The sequence below is a fragment of the Novosphingobium sp. PhB165 genome (assembly GCF_004341845.1).
GTDB lineage: Bacteria > Pseudomonadota > Alphaproteobacteria > Sphingomonadales > Sphingomonadaceae > Novosphingobium.
The window spans coordinates 50,791-65,085 of record NZ_SLVB01000008.1; the positions used below are offsets into that span (position 1 = coordinate 50,791).

At 64.7% G+C, this 14,295-nt stretch carries 12 protein-coding genes; 9 read left to right on the forward strand and 3 right to left on the reverse strand.

Annotation, left to right across the window (positions count from 1 at the left end):
* Window positions 1–100 precede the first annotated feature (100 nt).
* From hpnA to EDF56_RS20650, 7 genes are read left to right on the forward strand one after another with little or no spacing between them, the layout of a single operon-like run.
* Entirely contained in the window at window positions 101–1,105 is a 1,005-nt protein-coding gene (gene hpnA, locus EDF56_RS20620) for a hopanoid-associated sugar epimerase (protein ID WP_132391076.1), read from the forward strand.
* Complete coding sequence (locus EDF56_RS20625; protein WP_132391078.1) at window positions 1,102–2,244, forward strand: glycosyltransferase; 1,143 nt, start codon at window positions 1,102–1,104, stop codon at window positions 2,242–2,244. The genes hpnA and EDF56_RS20625 overlap by 4 nt, the downstream gene beginning before the upstream one ends.
* Window positions 2,244–3,080 carry a squalene synthase HpnC gene (gene hpnC / locus EDF56_RS20630; RefSeq protein ID WP_132391080.1) on the forward strand — a complete coding sequence of 279 codons (837 nt, stop codon included), beginning with the start codon at window positions 2,244–2,246 and terminating at the stop codon, window positions 3,078–3,080. Before EDF56_RS20625 ends, hpnC begins: the two co-directional genes overlap by 1 nt.
* Complete coding sequence (hpnD, locus tag EDF56_RS20635; protein ID WP_132391082.1) at window positions 3,077–3,904, forward strand: presqualene diphosphate synthase HpnD; 828 nt, start codon at window positions 3,077–3,079, stop codon at window positions 3,902–3,904. The genes hpnC and hpnD overlap by 4 nt, the downstream gene beginning before the upstream one ends.
* A complete protein-coding gene (gene hpnE, locus EDF56_RS20640; protein WP_132391084.1) occupies window positions 3,901–5,157 on the forward strand; it encodes a hydroxysqualene dehydroxylase HpnE in 1,257 nt (418 codons plus the stop codon). The genes hpnD and hpnE overlap by 4 nt, the downstream gene beginning before the upstream one ends.
* 9 nt (window positions 5,158–5,166) lie before the next feature.
* On the forward strand, window positions 5,167–7,104 hold the full coding sequence (shc, locus tag EDF56_RS20645) for a squalene--hopene cyclase (protein ID WP_132391086.1): 1,938 nt from the start codon (window positions 5,167–5,169) through the stop codon (window positions 7,102–7,104).
* Window positions 7,101–7,745 carry a phosphorylase gene (locus tag EDF56_RS20650; protein WP_132391088.1) on the forward strand — a complete coding sequence of 215 codons (645 nt, stop codon included), beginning with the start codon at window positions 7,101–7,103 and terminating at the stop codon, window positions 7,743–7,745. Before shc ends, EDF56_RS20650 begins: the two co-directional genes overlap by 4 nt.
* 6 nt (window positions 7,746–7,751) lie before the next feature.
* Here the strand turns inward: EDF56_RS20650 and hpnH are convergent, their stop codons facing one another.
* Complete coding sequence (gene hpnH / locus EDF56_RS20655) at window positions 7,752–8,897, reverse strand: adenosyl-hopene transferase HpnH (protein WP_132391090.1); 1,146 nt, start codon at window positions 8,895–8,897, stop codon at window positions 7,752–7,754.
* Between the two features lie 9 nt (window positions 8,898–8,906).
* Window positions 8,907–9,896: a 4-hydroxy-3-methylbut-2-enyl diphosphate reductase gene (gene ispH, locus EDF56_RS20660; RefSeq protein WP_132391092.1), complete on the reverse strand. Its 990-nt coding sequence runs from the start codon at window positions 9,894–9,896 to the stop codon at window positions 8,907–8,909.
* Between the two features lie 203 nt (window positions 9,897–10,099).
* On the opposite strand from ispH, the gene EDF56_RS20665 reads away from it, so the two are divergent.
* Both EDF56_RS20665 and EDF56_RS20670 read left to right on the forward strand, forming a co-directional pair.
* Window positions 10,100–10,699 carry an ABC transporter substrate-binding protein gene (locus tag EDF56_RS20665; RefSeq protein ID WP_132391094.1) on the forward strand — a complete coding sequence of 200 codons (600 nt, stop codon included), beginning with the start codon at window positions 10,100–10,102 and terminating at the stop codon, window positions 10,697–10,699.
* 14 nt (window positions 10,700–10,713) lie between these two features.
* Window positions 10,714–11,721: a VacJ family lipoprotein gene (locus EDF56_RS20670; protein WP_132391096.1), complete on the forward strand. Its 1,008-nt coding sequence runs from the start codon at window positions 10,714–10,716 to the stop codon at window positions 11,719–11,721.
* Here the strand turns inward: EDF56_RS20670 and EDF56_RS20675 are convergent.
* Window positions 11,718–14,291, reverse strand: a complete 2,574-nt coding sequence (locus tag EDF56_RS20675) for an MMPL family transporter (protein WP_132391270.1) — start codon at window positions 14,289–14,291, stop codon at window positions 11,718–11,720. The two genes, EDF56_RS20670 and EDF56_RS20675, sit on opposite strands and share 4 nt — an antisense overlap.
* Between the last annotated feature and the right edge of the window lie 4 nt (window positions 14,292–14,295).

Here is a 14,295-nt window from a genome sequence, read left to right on the forward strand (position 1 = left end):
TGAAAACATTCGGAAACTCAAAGAAGATACTTGCCAGTTCGCTTCACGGGAATAGGAATAGCATAGTCTGTCGGCAACCATTCGGATGTTCGGCCGGAAAATGTCTGAATCCAATCGATTGACCCTCGTTACCGGCGTTTCAGGCTTCGTTGGCTCGGCAGTTGCCCGGGCGCTCTCCAGCCGTGGATTCCGGCTGCGCGGCCTTGCCCGCGCCGAGAGTTCCCGCGTGAACCTCGCTGGTTTTCCCGGTGAACTGGTCGAAGGCGATCTGCGCGACGCTGCTGCCATGGAGCGCGCGATGCAGGGCGTCGACACCCTGTTCCACGTCGCGGCAGACTACAGGCTTTGGGCGCCCGATCCGGAGGAGATCGTCCGCAACAATCTGTCCGGCACGCAAAGCGTCATGCAGGCAGCGCTGAAGGCCGGGGTGCCCCGGATCGTCTACACCAGCAGCGTCGCCACGCTCAAACCTTCGGACAGCGGTGCGGTGGACGAACGGGCCGTGGCAGCCCCCTCCGAAGCGATCGGCGCCTACAAGCGCAGCAAAGTGGTGGCCGAGCGGCTGGTGGAACGGATGGTGGCCGAACAGGGCCTCCCCGCCGTGATCGTCCAGCCATCCACCCCCATAGGCCCACGCGATGTCCGTCCCACGCCTACCGGGAGGATCATTGTCGAAGCCGCGCTGGGCAGGATGCCCGCCTATATCGATTCCGGCCTCAACCTTGCCCATGTCGACGACGTGGCCGAAGGGCATGTTCTGGCGCTGGAGAAAGGCAAGATCGGCGAACGCTATATCCTTGGCGGGCAGGACGTGATGCTGGGCGACATTCTGGCCGAAATCGCGATCCGTCTCGGACGCAAGCCGCCCCGCGTGCGTCTGCCGCGCGCGCCGCTGATGCCGCTGGCCTGGGCTAACGAGTGCGTTGCGCGGCTGTCCGGCGGCGGCGAACCGTTCCTCACCATGGATTCGCTGCGTATGGGCAGGCACCGGATGTTCTTCAGTTCGGCCAAGGCCGAGCGCGAGCTGGGCTATTCCGCGCGGCCTTGGCAGCAGGCGATCGGCGACGCCATGAACTGGTTCCGGCAGGCGGAGATGATCCGATGATCGCCCCCGATCCGGCAACAGGTCTGGGCATCGCTGTGCTGGCGATATGGCTGGGCCTGCTGCTGGGCCGTGATGGCTTCTGGATGACGCGGGAGCGGGACGACAGGCACTTGCCGCCTCCACCCTCGCAGTGGCCCGACGTGACGGCAGTCGTGCCCGCCCGCGACGAGGCAGACGTCATGGCCCGCTCCCTCGGCAGCCTTATCGCGCAGGACTATCCCGGGCGTTTCCGCATCCTGCTGGTCGACGATTCCAGCAGTGACGGCACTGGCGCCGTGGCCCGCGCACTGGGATCGGATCGGGTCGAGGTGCTGACCGGCAAACCGCTGGCGCAGGGGTGGACCGGCAAGCTCTGGGCCTTGCAACAGGGCATCGAAAAGGCAGGAACCGCGCCTGTCTGGCTCTGGCTCACCGATGCAGACATTGCCCATGCTCCGGACACCTTGCGCACGCTGGTGACGCGGGGCGAGGCGAACCGCCTGTCACTGGTCAGCCTGATGGCCCGGCTGCGCTGCGAGACCTTTGCCGAACGGATGCTGGTGCCTGCCTTCGTGTTCTTCTTTCAGATGCTCTATCCGTTCGGTCAGGTGAACCGGCCGGGAAAGCTCGGCGCGGCGGCGGGCGGCTGCATGCTCGTGCGGCGCGCGGCGCTGGAGCAGGCGGGCGGCATCGGCGCGATCCGGGGGGCGCTGATCGACGATTGCACGCTGGGCACGCTGCTCAAGCGGCAGGGGCCGGTCTGGCTGGGCCTGACCGACCGTTCCGTCAGCATTCGGCCCTATGAGGATTTTGCTTCCGTCGCCGCGATGATCTCGCGCTCGGCCTATGCCCAACTGCGCTATTCGCCCTGGCTGCTGGGCGCTACGCTGGCGGGATTGCTGCTGGTATACGGCGTACCGCCCCTCCTCGCCCTGTTCGGCCATGGGCTGGCGGACTGGCTGGGACTGGCAGCGTGGATGGCCATGGCCTTGTCTTTTCAGCCGGTGCTGCGCTTCTATCGTCGCAGCCCGCTTTGGGGACTCGCCTTGCCGGCAATCGCCGCCTTCTATGCGGGATGCACCTTGCTTTCGGCCTGGCAACATGCACGCGGGCGGGGAGGCATGTGGAAGGGCCGAGCGCAAGCAGGAGCGAAAAGCTGATGGATGCGGCCATTCAGGCATCGGGCACGTTGTCGTCCGGCAAGGACCATCGCGGCGAGAATTTCCCCGTCGCCAGCCTGCTGGTCAAGGCGGAGTATCGCCCGCCGATCATGGCCTTCTACCGCTTCGCCCGGGCTGCGGACGATATTGCCGACCACCCTTCCGCCGCGCCAGAGGAAAAGCTGGCCCTGCTCGCCCGCATGCGCACCGGGCTGGACGGCGACGGCGCACCGGAAGCCATGGCATTGCGAGAGGCCATGGCGGCGCGGAGACTCGATCCGATCCACGCGCACGACCTGCTGGATGCCTTCGTCCGCGACGTCAGTGTAACGCGCTATGCCGATTGGGACGATCTTATCGGCTATTGCCGCTATTCGGCAATGCCGGTCGGGCGGTTCGTGCTCGACGTTCATGGCGAGGACAGGCAGCTCTGGCCCAAGAACGATGCGCTGTGCGCGGCTTTGCAGATCGTCAACCACCTTCAGGACTGCGGCAAGGATTATCGTATGCTCGACCGAGTCTATATTCCGCTCGACACTGGACTGGACGTGGCTGAACTGGGCGCGAGCAAGGCAAGCCAAGGCCTGCGCGCCATCATCGCCGATCTGGCCCGCCGGACGCGCGGCTTGCTCGATCAATCGGCGGACTTTGCAGCGCATGTCCGCGACCGGCGACTGACGGCAGAAGTGGCGGTGATCCACCGGCTCGCCCGCAGCCTGACATACCGTCTGGAAGCCCGTGATCCGCTGAGCGAGCGCGTGCATCACGGCAAAGTCGAAGCGCTGTTCCTGGCCGCCGGGGCCGCCCTCCCCGCTTTGCTGCGGCGGCCCGCATGAGCGAGGCGGCCATGGCGAACGGCGCCTCGCGCAGCTCATTCTACGCGGGCATGCGCGTGCTGCCCAAAGTCGAACGGAGCGCCATTTTTGCAGTCTACGACTTCTGCCGGATCGTCGACGACATTGCCGACGACCAGCACGGCGACCGCGCTTCACGAGCACGCCAGCTGGACCAATGGCGCCGCGATCTCGACGCGCTCTATGCCGGGCGCGATGCCGGACAGGCCAATTTCCTGGCCTCAGGCGTGGATCGCTTCGACCTTGATCGCCGGGACTTCGAAGCGGTGATCGACGGCATGGCGATGGATGTGGAGCGCGACATATGCTGGCCCAGCGAAGCGGAGCTGGATCTCTATTGCGACCGCGTCGCCTCCGCCGTGGGGCGGCTGTCCGTGCGCATTTTCGGCATGGAGCGGGAACCGGGCCTCGCCTTGGCCCACCACCTGGGCCGGGCGTTGCAGCTGACCAATATCCTGCGCGACATAGACGAGGATGCCGCCATCGGCCGCGTCTATATTCCGGCCGAGGCGCTGGCGGCAGCGGGGATCGTGCCGACCTCACCGCAACAGGTCGCAGCCGATCCGCGCATGGATCCGGCCGGCCGCTGGCTGGCGGCCCATGCCCAGCGGCATTTCGACGAGGCGGGGCGGCTGCTCGCCTCTCGGCCGCGCGGCCTGCTGCTTGCGCCCCGACTAATGGAGAGCGCCTATGCACGGCTGCTCAGGCAGATGCTTCTGGCCGGCTGGGCGCCGCCGCGAACACGCGTGCGCACCAACAAGGTCCGACTGATCCTGACCGTGGCGCGGCTGTTGGTGACGGGGTGAAGGCTGGACGGGCGATTGTTGTTGGGGCCGGTCTCGCGGGCCTTTCCGCCGCCGTTCGGCTGACCGAAGCGGGCGTGACCGTGCGCGTGATCGAAGCCGCGGCGCAGGCCGGGGGTCGCTGCCGCTCCTATCACGATCCGCAGATCGGCCTGACGATCGACAACGGCAATCATCTGGTGCTGGCCGGAAACGATGCAGTGCGCCGCTTTCGCGAAAGAGTGGGCGCCGACGAGCCACTGTCCGGGCCCGATCATGCGGATTTCCCCTTCGTGGACCTCACCCGTGACGAGCGCTGGACGGTTCGCATCAATGACGGCACCGTGCCCTGGTGGGTTCTCTCCCGCAACCGACGCGTGCCGGGCACGGAGCTGAGAGACTATCTGGCTCTCGGCAAACTGCTTTCCGGCCACGGTGAAGAAACCGTGAGTGACCGGATCCACGCCACCGGTACGCTGTGGTCCCGAGTGCTCGATCCGGTGCTGCTGGCCATTCTCAACACGCCTGCCGCGAAGGGATCGGCAAAGCTGACGGCCGCCGTCATGCGCGAATCGCTGCTGCGCGGCGGACGAGCGAGCCTGCCGCGCATTGCCCATCCCAGTCTGGCCGCCGCTTTCATCGATCCGGCGCTGGGCTGGCTCGCTTCGCAAGGGGCGTCGGTCACGCTGGGTCGCCGTCTCCGGGGTATCGCGGTGGACGGCAACCGGGTCGCGGCACTGGACTGGGGGCAGGATCCGGAAGCGGTGCAAGAGGATGAAGCGATAGTGCTTGCCGTGCCGCCGACCGTCGCGGCGACGCTCCTGCCGGGACTGACCGTGCCCGACGCCTTCCACGCTATCGTCAACGCACATTTCGCCGTGGCACCGCCTGCCGACGCTCCGCCGATGCTCGGCGTGTTGGGCGGCACGGCACAGTGGCTCTTCGCCTTTCCGGATCGCATTTCCGTCACGGTTTCGGCCGCCGATGGTCTGGTGGACATGGAGCGCGACGCCTTGGCCCAGCGGTTCTGGGACGATATCCAGTCTGCCTATCGCTCTTCGGCGCCCATGCCGCGCTGGCAGATCGTGAAAGAAAAGCGCGCAACCTTTTCCGCCACGCCGGAGCAAGATGCCCGCCGTCCCGGCGCCAGAACGGCCTTTCGCAACCTGTTCCTCGCAGGCGACTGGACGCAGACCGGGCTGCCCGCCACGATAGAGGGCGCCATCCGCTCCGGCGAAACGGCGGCGCGACGGGTCATCGAACGGGTCGGAGCATAGGAGACCTCCATGGCGACGCTTTCCGCATCCCATCCGTCGCTGGTTGATATCGATGCGGCGGTCGACCGCGCCGCTGCTGCCCTTGCCAAAGTGCAGAGGCCGGACGGGCATTGGGTGTTCGAACTGGAGGCGGACTGCACGATTCCGGCCGAATACGTGCTGCTGCGACATTATCTGGGCGAGCCCGTCGATACCCTGCTGGAAGCGAAGATCGCGCGCTATCTGCGCCGCATCCAGTCCGGCGAGCATCATGGCTGGGGCCTGTTTCATGCCGGACCCTTCGACGTCAGCGCCAGCATCAAGGCCTATTATGCGCTCAAGATGATCGGGGACGATGTAGACTCCCCGCACATGGCCCGCGCCCGTGCTGCGATACTGTCGGCGGGTGGAGCGGAAGCGGCCAATGTCTTCACCCGCATCCAGCTCGCGCTGTTCGACGCCGGGCCATGGTCCGCAGTGCCGACGCTGCCACCCGAACTGATCCTGCTGCCGCGCTGGTTTCCGATCCACTTGTCCAAGATGTCCTATTGGGCGCGGACCGTGGTCGTCCCGCTACTGGTGCTCTGCGCGCGAAAGCCGGCCGCACGAAACGCCAAGGGCATCAAGGTCGACGAACTCTACACCGGCAAGGCCGCCTCGCGGCAGACGCAGGCCGCCGATCCCAAATGGCTCTGGACGACGGGCTTCAATACGCTGGACCGATTGCTGAAGCTGGGCGATGGGCTCTGGCCGCATAAACTGCGGCAGCGCGCCATCGACACCTGCGTCGCATGGGTGAGCGAGCGCCTCAATGGCGAGGATGGTCTGGGCGCCATCTATCCGGCCATGGCGAACGGCGTGATGATGTTCGAACTGATGGGCTATGCTGAAGATCACCCACATCGCGCCATCGCCCGCAAGTCCGTAGAAAACTTGCTCGTGATCGGTGAGGAGGAGGCCTATTGCCAGCCTTGTGTCTCGCCGGTGTGGGACACCGCCCTTGCCTGCCATGCGATGATGGAAGCGGGCGGGGAAACGAATGCTGCGCGGGCGGAAGCCGCGCTCGACTGGCTGAAACCACGCCAGATACTCGATGTCGCCGGTGACTGGGCGGAAGAACGGCCCGGCGTGCGCCCCGGCGGCTGGGCGTTCCAGTACAATAATGACCACTATCCCGACTTGGATGACACTGCCGTCGTGGTCATGGCCATGGACCGCGCGCAAGTCGCGGATCGCATGCCGATCGACCGGGGCGTCGAATGGACGGTTGGACTTCAGTCGATAAACGGCGGCTGGGGCGCCTTCGACGCCGACAACGCCTACGACTATCTCAACAACCTGCCCTTTGCCGACCACGGCGCGCTGCTCGACCCGCCGACCGCCGACGTATCGGCGCGCTGCGTATCGATGCTGGCACAACTGGGCGAGCCATTGGACAGCCCGCGCATGGCCGCCGCGCTGGATTATCTGCGCCGGGAACAGGAACCGGAGGGGAGCTGGTTCGGCCGCTGGGGCGTCAATCATATCTACGGCACGTGGTCGGTGCTCTGCGCCCTGAATGCGGCGGGACTGGACGCCGCAGATCCGGCCGTGGACACAGCGGCGCGGTGGCTCAAACGGATCCAGAACGCGGACGGCGGGTGGGGAGAGAGTTGCGACAGCTATGCGCTGGACCGCAAGGGGCACGTCCCGGCTCCGTCCACCGCCTCGCAAACGGCCTGGGCCATGCTGGGCCTGATGGCCGCAGGCGACGTGGACAGCGACGCTGTCGAACGCGGGGCGGCATGGCTGATGGACAATCAGGATGCGGACGGCCTCTGGGGGCAGGAACACTATACCGGCGGCGGCTTTCCGCGCGTGTTCTACCTCCGCTATCACGGCTATCCCAAGTATTTCCCGCTCTTGGCGATGGCCCGCTACCGCAATCTCAAGCGCTCCAACGCGCGCCGCGTCACGGCCGGAATGTGACGCTGCTGATCGCCTGCGGACTGAAGCGCGAGGCGCGCCTTTTCGACCTGCCCGGCCGCAATGTGTTCGTGGTGGCAGGCGGGGGCGACTCGGCGCGATTGGAGCGGGAACTGGACGATCTTGCCGAAACCCATCCCGGCATCATCCTGTCCTGCGGCATTGCGGGCGCACTGTCTCGGGCATTGCGATCGGGCGATCTTATCGTCGATGGGGACAGCACGCTGGTCGATCGCTTGCGGCAAGACTTGCCCCACGCGATTTCCGGCGCGATCTGCGGCAGCGACACGATTGTAGCGACCGCTGCCGGAAAGCGGGATTTGGCCCGGCAGAGCGGCGCCATTGCCGCCGACATGGAAAGCCATATCGCCCGGAGGGTTGCCATGCGCAGGCAACTGCCCTTCGCGGCGATCCGCGTGATTGCCGATTGTGCCGAGGATGACCTGCCGCCCGCAGCGTTAGTCGGGATGCGTCCCGATGGCGGTCTGGCGCTGGGCGCGGTGCTGCTTTCGCTTGCGCGCCGCCCCGGCCAACTACCAGCGCTTCTTCATACCGGGCGGCAGACCGATCAGGCGCTACGCCGCCTGTCGGACGCTTTTGACACGCTTATCCGTGCGGGGTTCGATCGTCTCGATCTGGCGTAAGGCGACTCAGCCCCTGCCCGCGACATGCTTTGCCGCAGCGGGATCGGCAGCCTTGATCTTCGCCAGTTCCCGTTCGACGTGGGACGAATAGACCTGATCTGCAGGCCTCTGGTGCGAAAGGTCGATATCGGGTGCCATGTCCCCTTCCGTGCGCACACCCTTGCGCGCAAGCGACAGCATCTTGAGCGGATGGCGGATCGCATCGGTGGCGGCCGTCCCCTCAAAACCGCAATGCGTCATGCAATTGGCGCATTTTTCGTACTTGCCGACACCGTATTGCTCCCAATCGGTGCCTTCCATCAGTTCCCGGAAGCTATCGACATAGCCTTCGCCCACCAGATAGCACGGCTTTTGCCAGCCGAAGACTGTGCGCAGCGGCATCGACCAGGGAGTGCATTCGTAGGTCTGGTTGCCGGCCAGAAAATCGAGGAATAGCGGCGAGTTGGTGAACGTCCAGGCCTTACCGCCCTGCCCCCGGCTGAAGACATTGCGGAAGAACTTTTTGGTGCGTTCGCGGTTGAGGAAGTGTTCCTGATCCGCCGCTCGTTCATAGGCATAGCCAGGCGAAACGGTGATTTCGACGCCAAGGGTCTCCATCTGGTCGAAAAAGGCCGCGAGCCGCGCGGGATCCGCGCCTTCAAACACTGTGCAGTTCACCTGCACGCGAAATCCCTTGGATTTCGCGAGGTGAATGGCCTCAATCGCGACGTCGTAAGTGCCGTCCAGATCGACGGCTTCGTCGTGCATCTGCCTGTCGCCATCGAGATGGATCGACCATGTGAAGAAAGGCGAAGGCCGATAATCGCCGATCTTCTTCTTGAGCAACAGGGCGTTGGTGCACAGGATCACCAGCTTCTTGCGTGCAATGAAGCCTTCCACAATACGCGGCATGTCCCGGTGGAGCAGCGGTTCGCCGCCCGCGATGGACACTGCAGGCGCGCCGCATTCCTCGATCGCCTCCATGCACTGATCGTAGCTGAGGCGCTGATTGAGAATGGCGTCGGGATAATCGATCTTGCCGCAACCGGGGCAGGCGAGGTTGCAGCGAAGCAGCGGTTCCAGCATCAGCACCAGCGGATACTTCCCGCCCCGGATGTGCCGGCTGAGCGTATAGGCGCCGATGCGCGCCACCTGAGACAAGGGCAGGCCCATGAAAGTCTCCTATTCCGCGGCCGGGGCGGCCGGGTAGCGTAGCGCAGGGGGCAGGCGGAACTGGATGGTTTCCTTCACCCCCTCCAGTTCGGAAACCGCAACCGGGCGAAGCGCGCTGAGAGCAGTGATCACACTGTCGATCAGTTCGTCGGGCGCGGATGCGCCGGCGGTAATGCCCACCGTCCGCACATTATCCAGCCATTGCGGATCGATGGCGCTGCCATCGTCGATAAGGTGGCTTTCCACGCCCATTTCCGTGCCGATTTCCCGCAACCGCATCGAATTGGAACTGTTGCGCGCGCCGACAACCAGCAGCAGGTCGCTGATCGAGGCCAGTTCGCGCACCGCCGTCTGGCGGTTTTGCGTGGCATAACAGATATCGCTGACCTCGGGCCCGGCCACATCGACGAAGCGTTCATGCAGCGCGGCAATCACGCTGCGCGTATCGTCGATGCTGAGCGTGGTCTGCGTGACGTAAGCCAGCGGAACATCCTCGCCCAGCGGCAGCGCCATGACATCTTCGGGCGTGGAGACGAGGTGGATCGGCGCCTCGATCTGGCCCATCGTGCCAATCACCTCGGCATGGCCGGGGTGGCCGATCAGGACCAGCGTTCGCCCGGCCTTGGCGTAACGGCGGCCCTGAAAATGGACTTTGGTCACCAATGGACACGTCGCGTCGATGGTCGGCAGGTTGCGTTCCCGCGCCTCATCTTCAACCGTGCGGGCAACGCCGTGCGCGCTGAAGATCGTCATGGCACCGGACGGGATTTCGGACAGTTCGTCCACGAAAACCGCGCCCTTGCTCCGCAATTGATCGACAACATGTTTGTTGTGGACGATCTCGTGCCGGACATAGACCGGCGCGCCGTAGCGTTCGAGCGCGCGTTCGACGATTTCGATGGCCCGCGTAACACCCGCGCAAAAGCCGCGCGGGTTGGCGAGCACTATCTGCAACGGTTCGCCTACGTTGGAATTCGGACTATCCGCTACCACCGACATCTCCCTTATGGGATTGGCCCTGACGGGCTTGGCATCGCCTCCCTGATACTGGTTAAACGTCGCCGAGGAAAGAGGCAGCGGCATTGTATTTAAAAGTAAAGAAGTGAGACGGGAATGCAGCTGGTTCTTGCCATGTAGACAGATGATGGTGCACCACGGTCCCCGCAGAGGGGATAGCGAGCTGCCATTGATGGAGTTAATGCATGCGCCATCCAATATTAACGCTTGGCCTGTTGTTGTCGCTTACCCCTTCCATTGCCAGCGCGCAGGCCGTCGATCCGGCGCGGGCCACCGTTCAGCAGTTGAACGACGATCTGATCCGGGTGATGAAGGCGGGCGGCACCGTGCAGACGCGAACGGCCGCGCTTGGCCCCGCTCTGGACCGGGCGTTCGACCTGCCGCTGATGACGCGGCTGGCCGTCGGGCCGGCATGGACGTCGCTGAATGCCGCCGACCAGCAGGCACTGACGCGCAGTTTCCGGCGTATGACCATTTCCCAATATGCCCGCAATTTCGACAGTTGGTCGGGCGAAAGCTTCACCATGGACCCGCAAGTGCAGCAGCGCGGCGGTGACAAGCTGGTGCGTACGACGCTGAATGTGCCCAAACAGGCGCCCGTCGCCATCAGCTATCGCCTGCGGCAGAGCGGGAACGACTGGAAGATCATCGACGTGTTCTATCGCAATGCGATCAGCCAGATCGCGACACGCCGTTCCGATTTCGCGTCGGTGCTGCAAAAGGGCGGAGCGGCTTCGCTGGTTGCCCACATGGATGCCATAGCGGCAAAGGGCGAGAAATTTTGATCACCCCGCTAATCATGCCGGTGGCGCTGCTGGCGGCATCGGCTGATCTTTCCCTGCCCTATGATGCGGTGGCTCAAGTCGAGCAGCCAGCCGATTCGCCGCCGCCCGACGACACGCCGGTTACGGTTCCCCCGCCCGCGCCGGAGGCCATACCGGCCGACGCTGCGGCTGCTGATCCGGCTCCGGTCACCGACGCCCTTCCCGATCCGGCAGAGGAAGTGGCAACGGAACCCGCTGACGACATCGAAGCGGATGAAATCCGGGCCGAAAGAGACCCGCTCGAAGGTTTCAACCGAACGATGTTCGGGATTTACGAGGCAATGGACAAGGCCATATGGCGGCCGGCCGCAATGGGGTACGAACATATCGTGCCCAAGCCCGTCCGCTCGGGAATACATAACCTCATCAGCAACCTGACCGAACCCTTTGTTTTCGTGAATTTCCTGTTGCAGGCAAAACCGGGCAAGGCGATGGAAACCCTCGCCCGCTTCACGATCAATACGACGCTGGGGATCGGCGGACTGTTCGATGTGGCGAAAACGAAGGACTTCAATCTGCCGTACAGGCCGAACGGCTTCGGCACGACGCTGGCGATTTACGGCGTCAAATCCGGGCCTTATCTGTTCATACCGTTCATGGGCCCAACGACCCTTCGCGATGCGCTGAGCAACGCCGCCGATGACAGTCTGTTGCCGCTGGCAATCGGCAAGCCGTTTTCCACTTGGGAATATCAGCTTTCGACCGGTGTGGCGGACGGTTTGGAGATACGCGCCGAGGCCGATCCGGAACTGCGCACCCTGCTGGCGGACGCGATCGACCCTTACGCGACACTGCGTTCCGTCTATCTCCAAAATCGTGCCGCCGAGATCGAGGAGATCCGCGGCAAGCACAAGCCGAAGGCAGGCAACGCCCCCGCAGAACTGGGCGATCCGCTTGACGATCCGGCGGGCGCCACCGCACGGCCCGCGCCGTCCGATGCCCCGGAATTGCACGACCCGCTACTCGATCCCGCGCGAAATTAGAGCCCGCTCTGCGCTTTCTTGCGCGGCGGCCCGAGTAGCGCGGGTTCGAAGATCAGCGCACAGATCAGCGTCCAGATCAGCGAGATCATCAGGATCTTCCCCATGCTGGCGGTTCCGGGATGATGGGAGAGCCACAGGCTGCCGAAGGCAGTGCCCGTGGCAAGCGCGCTGAACATGACCGCACGCGCCAGACTGGATTGCAGCAAACCGGTCGCACCGCCGCGCCAGGCCATCACGAAATAGATATGGAACGCCACGCCCACGCCGAACAGCAGGGGAAAGGCAATGATGTTGGCAAAGTTGATCGGCTGGCCGATCAGCACGCAGCTCCCCAGCGTCAGGAAGATGGAAAGGACGACGGGCGCGAGTGTGAACGCCACCTCCTTCACATCGCGCAGCACAAGGAACAATAGGACGCTGACCAGCAGGAAGGCCAAAACGCCGGCCTGCACGAAAGCACCTGCGACAGTCCCGGCCGCAGCCTGTGTCGCCACCGGCAACCCGGAAATAGCAGGCGTGACCGTGGCCACGGCATTGCGGAACTGGCGGATCACGGCATTGTCGTTGGCATTGCCGCTCGGGAACACCTGCAAGCGGACCAGACCAGTTGGCGTGACCCAATCGCGGACGAGATCGGGCGGCAGAGTCTCGCGCGTGATTGGCCCGGCTTGCAGTGCCTGCCTGATCTGATCGAGCATGACACCCAGCGGACGGGACAGCATGTCGTTAACGGCGGCCCGTTGGGCTTCCGAAGCCGAGCCCAGCCGATTTAGCGACGTTGCCAGGCGGCGCGCCTCGTTCCCTTCGGGGCCGGGGTGCGCGGCGATCACGTCTCGCAGCTTCGCTTCCGTGCTCGCAATGGCCTGCTGCAATTCGGAGTCGGTGGGGGGGGGAGCGATGTCGAACGGGTTGATCGTCAGGTCGAGCAGGAGCGACGCATCCTGAATCCGCGCCAGCTTCTCATCCTGTTGCTCCGGAACGAAACTGTCGAGCGAAACGACCTGCGCCACTTCGGGCAATGCCGCCAGGCGCTGCGACAATTGACGCGCTTCGGCCGGATTGGCGGCAAGTACATCGATCACATTGGGCGTGCGGTCGGGATCGCGCGTCAGGTCCTTGAGCGCGCGCATCGCGGGCGCATTCGGGTCGCGCAAGTCCAGCGGATTGAAGTCAAACACCGCCCAGGGCAGCAGCGCGATCCCCGCGGCCATCGCCGCGCCGAAAGCCCAAAGAACGGTGCGGCGCTTGCGTTCCAGAAAGCTGTCTACGGGGGCGAGAGCCTTGAAGCCGACATCGCTGCGGGGCGCGCCGGGGCGCAGCAGCATTATCAGCGCGGGCAACAGCGTCAGGCTGAACAGCAGCGCCACGATCATGCCCAACCCGGCGATCACGCCGAGTTCGGCAATGCCGATATAAGCCGTGGGAAGGAACGCCCCGAAGCCGAGGAAAATAGCCCCGGCCGCCAGCAGCAGCGGCGCGCCCAGCGCCATTGCCGCCAGCCGCAAAGCCTCTTTGGGTTCGGCCCCAGCTGCCCGGTCCGCATTGAAACGCACGCAGATCTGAATCCCGAAATCGACGCCCAGACCGACGAACAGCGGGATGAAGGCCACCGAGATCAGGTTGAAGCGCCCAATCGCCAGCAATCCGATTGCAGCGGTGACAATCAGGCCGGACAGGATGGTCGTCATGATCGCCGCCACCAGCCGCACCGAACGGGTGGCGAACCAGAGCGTCAGCAACATCGCGCCCAACATGACGGCCCCGACTACACCGATGTTCTCCTGAAGCGTGGCAAACTCCTCATCGGCCAGCGGGACTTCGCCGGTGAGGCTGATCCGCACGCCGTGCGCGTGATCGATGGAGAGTTTTCCGGCGGCGGCGATCACCGCCGCGCTGGCGGCTTCGCCGGGCATCAGTGCGCCATGATCGAGGACGGGCTGGGTCAGGATCAGACGCCTTGTCGGCGGGCTCACTCCCTTGCCGTCTTCCGCAAACAGCCTTTGCCAAGAGAAATGCGGTCTCTTGCCGCTCAGCGAACCATCGATGGCCGTGCTCAGTGCGTGGAGCGGCCGGTCGATGCGACTGAGCGGTATTTCTCCCGCGTCAACGCCGTCCAGCATGGTCGAAAGCGCGACCGTTACGCCGCGCAGGCTGGGATCGGCGGCAAGCGGCCCCAGCATCGGCTGTGCATCGATCATCGCCCGCGTCGCACTGCGGACATCTTCGACGGATCCGAACAGCAGGCCCTCGCGGGCAAAGAATTCGCCGCCATCGGGCCGCGTGACCAGGCGAAAATGCGTCTTGTCCGCACCCAGTGCGGCCGAGAGCCGGGCGGCGGCGTCCTCGGCCAGTTCCGGCGTCTCGCCATCGACGACGATGAGCATATTGTCGCGCAGTTGCGGAAAAGCGGATTCCATCCGCTCTTCCTGCTGCCGCCAGCTAACCTTGGGGGAGATCAGAGCCGACGTATCCGTCGTCATGGCAATGCGATCGGCTGCGATCCACAGCGCCAATGCGGTGACGACGAGCCCCAGCACAAGGGTCAGCCAAGGGCGGCGAACGCTCGCCATCACG

Bases quoted from the DNA above. Each gene is read 5' to 3' on its own strand.
- hpnA (WP_132391076.1), top strand. From the start codon at position 101: ATGTCTGAATCCAATCGATTGACCCTCGTTACCGGCGTTTCAGGCTTC.
- EDF56_RS20625 (WP_132391078.1), top strand. From the start codon at position 1,102: ATGATCGCCCCCGATCCGGCAACAGGTCTGGGCATCGCTGTGCTGGCG.
- hpnC (WP_132391080.1), top strand. From the start codon at position 2,244: ATGGATGCGGCCATTCAGGCATCGGGCACGTTGTCGTCCGGCAAGGAC.
- hpnD (WP_132391082.1), top strand. From the start codon at position 3,077: ATGAGCGAGGCGGCCATGGCGAACGGCGCCTCGCGCAGCTCATTCTAC.
- shc (WP_132391086.1), top strand. From the start codon at position 5,167: ATGGCGACGCTTTCCGCATCCCATCCGTCGCTGGTTGATATCGATGCG.
- hpnH (WP_132391090.1), bottom strand. From the start codon at position 8,897: ATGGGCCTGCCCTTGTCTCAGGTGGCGCGCATCGGCGCCTATACGCTC.
- ispH (WP_132391092.1), bottom strand. From the start codon at position 9,896: ATGTCGGTGGTAGCGGATAGTCCGAATTCCAACGTAGGCGAACCGTTG.
- EDF56_RS20665 (WP_132391094.1), top strand. From the start codon at position 10,100: ATGCGCCATCCAATATTAACGCTTGGCCTGTTGTTGTCGCTTACCCCT.
- EDF56_RS20670 (WP_132391096.1), top strand. From the start codon at position 10,714: ATGCCGGTGGCGCTGCTGGCGGCATCGGCTGATCTTTCCCTGCCCTAT.
- EDF56_RS20675 (WP_132391270.1), bottom strand. From the start codon at position 14,291: ATGGCGAGCGTTCGCCGCCCTTGGCTGACCCTTGTGCTGGGGCTCGTC.